Genomic DNA, 2,362 nt, shown 5'->3' with positions numbered 1-2,362 from the left:
TCTTTCCTCGCGGCGAGCAGGATCGACGCAACCCTCGCCAGAGAGACGGCGGCGCGGATCGGCGCTGATCAAATGGTCTCAGGCTACAACGAGGCCGCGTTTGAAAAGGCAAACTGGGCATCGGGCCAGTCCGAGCCGGTATCGGGCGCCCGGCTAACCCAATCATTTAATGGTGGGCTGAACTCACAACAGTTAATGGGAGATCGGAACGATTGGCTTAGCGTGCTCGGCCCGTACCAAGGTCCCGTGGGCGACTATTCCGGTCCAACAGACTATGCCGGACCCACATTTACCCAGGACGTCGCGCAACGAGCCCTGGACAACCGCATGTTCAGCATGCCCGTGCCCGTAGACTACAGCCCGGCGGCAGCTAGTTCCCGAAGCACCCATGACTACTCGTCCATCGGGTTGTCCGTCGGGGGGGAATACCACGAATCGACCAAGATCGACATCGACGACGGCGTCAGCTATCACAGCGGCGTGGTCGTCTACAATGTTGGCAAAAGACCGTCATGGTTTGACCGCAACATCGTTTATCCGCTTGAAAACGCCCTGATCCAGGTGGGTCAAGTGCTGGCCGAAACCGCTCAAGGGTTTGGCTATATGATTAACGACGCCTTGAGGCCGAGCGGCTCGACCAACGAGATTCCCCAGTACGGCACTTCGCGAATGACACCTCTCGATTTGGCGTACGTCGACATCGTGCGGAGGCAGTTGTCGACCGTGGGGCCGTCGTTCCAGGCAAGGGATCTGCAGGCGGAGGCGCGGGCCGCCGCCCAAAGCCAATATAATGCTCACTCGATAGTCATGGGAGCGGGCGGACCGTTCGTCGCCGTCCCGATGCTTGCGGCACGCCGCCTGGGCGTGGATGAAGCCACGGTCGGGCAAACCGGTATGCTGGCCTTGGCGGCAATGGATTTGTTTGGAGGCACCGGGGGGCGTGCTTCGGCATCAGTGGGCAGTGTCGGCCCCGGGAGGTTTACTGGGTCATCCATGTTGAAAGGGGCAAATAGCTCAGGATCTAATATTGTGTACCGTGCGCTTACACCTGCAGACGCGGCTTCGATTGAAGCTGGTACGGGGCTTGCCGCAAAAGCACCAAATGGCACGTGGACAGCGGCTGAACATGTCGCGAACGCGGGCCCTGGCGCAGGTGGCGCGGCGGCCAATAGCCCTTGGATTTCCACTACTCGATTGCTTGACGTTGCCAAAGGATATGAAGGTGGGAATGGCATCGTCGGCATTGATCTAAGTAAGGTCGGATCGTTCCAAACTGAGGTGTGGCAGACTGCTCCAAGGGTGAATGGAGTTGCAGGTCTTCCTTACCACCGGTCAATTTGGGCACAAGAAGTGACTATTTTTCAAGAAATTCCACAGAACGCAATTATTAAGGTCCCTGGGACAAGATGAGTGATTTAGATTCGGCTCAAGAGAGCTTTAAGGAGAAGATCGGTGGCCTTCTCCTGACGGTCCAGACAATGAAAACTATTGATTCTCAGGCATTTCAGGAGGTTGATATTAAAGCGAGACTATTGGCTCGCCTCCTTAAAGACCGAGAATTAATATCGAAATCGTTGCTGAACGAATTGCATACGGCAGCAAGAATACTTCGGGCGGAAGCGCCATACGTCAAAGAGCAGTCGGCCACGCTGATCAAGATGGCGGAACAGCTTGAATTGACTTTTGACCTCATTCTTCGGGGCGAATGTCATGGCGATAGAGTCCCTGGTGTGCCTCGGGTAATTTAGAAAAAATCACAGAGTGATCGAATGGAAAAGTTAGAAAGCAACAGAAATTTCGTTGAGTCCCAACACGTACCGGAACGGATTGAGGTATCGGGGTTCGAGGCTGCGGATGACAGCGTGCACATGCTTGAATGGATCAGAAAAGGCAGGGACTTCCGTCGGTTTGTTGTCAATGATATTGAAACCGAGCTGTACGCTCAGGACGCAAATTCGCAGCTCCTGTCGGTGTGCTGTAAAGCAAAGCCAAACTTTGAAACGAAAGTAAAGACGGATCAACAAGCAAAAAATGGCGTAGTGACTCAGTTTCTTGCAGCATTCCCTGTGTCTTTGCGTGTTCGGTCGGCTAACGGTGACGTATGGAGATTAGAGGTTGAGCACAGCTATCAAGCAACCAATCTTGACGTGCCTGACGAGTTTCAACTTAGGCTGAACTTTACGATTGTTGGCCATCAAATCGAAGCCTGATCTGGAGAGCTGTGCGGGACTGGGGCAGTGACGGCAAGCGTACACGAATAGAGGGCGTTGCCCCGTCCGCTTGTCCGGCAAGCAAAAACGCACTGATAAGCGGCTGATTTTTGAGAAAAGCAACCGTCGAACCACCCCAATACCAGGTGGTT

General features: G+C 54.4%; 4 protein-coding genes. 3 read left to right on the top strand and 1 reads right to left on the bottom strand.

Translation table 11 applies throughout. The annotated features are described in order from the left end of the window. From BM436_RS37465 to BM436_RS36870, 3 genes are all read left to right on the top strand, one after another. Window positions 1–1,410, top strand: a 1,410-nt coding sequence (locus BM436_RS37465) for a hypothetical protein (RefSeq protein ID WP_177307852.1), incomplete at its 5' end; no start/stop codon positions are given. After that, entirely contained in the window at window positions 1,407–1,748 is a 342-nt protein-coding gene (locus BM436_RS36875; RefSeq protein ID WP_143133531.1) for a hypothetical protein, read from the top strand. The genes BM436_RS37465 and BM436_RS36875, both read left to right, overlap by 4 nt. 21 nt (window positions 1,749–1,769) lie before the next feature. Beyond that, window positions 1,770–2,210 carry a hypothetical protein gene (locus tag BM436_RS36870; RefSeq protein WP_143133530.1) on the top strand — a complete coding sequence of 147 codons (441 nt, stop codon included), beginning with the start codon at window positions 1,770–1,772 and terminating at the stop codon, window positions 2,208–2,210. On the opposite strand, the gene BM436_RS37625 is transcribed toward BM436_RS36870, so the two are convergent. Further along, a partial coding sequence (locus BM436_RS37625; RefSeq protein ID WP_218165007.1) for a hypothetical protein occupies window positions 2,179–2,362 on the bottom strand: 184 nt, incomplete at its 5' end. The two genes, BM436_RS36870 and BM436_RS37625, sit on opposite strands and share 32 nt — an antisense overlap.

This window comes from Pseudoduganella namucuonensis (assembly GCF_900116645.1).
Taxonomy (GTDB): Bacteria; Pseudomonadota; Gammaproteobacteria; order Burkholderiales; family Burkholderiaceae_D; genus Rugamonas; species Rugamonas namucuonensis.
Note: the sequence above shows the minus strand (reverse complement) of the source record. Positions and strands in the feature narration are given on the sequence as shown.

Coding starts and splice junctions, on each gene's coding strand:
- BM436_RS36875 (WP_143133531.1), top strand. CDS start 1,407: ATGAGTGATTTAGATTCGGCTCAAGAGAGCTTTAAGGAGAAGATCGGT.
- BM436_RS36870 (WP_143133530.1), top strand. CDS start 1,770: ATGGAAAAGTTAGAAAGCAACAGAAATTTCGTTGAGTCCCAACACGTA.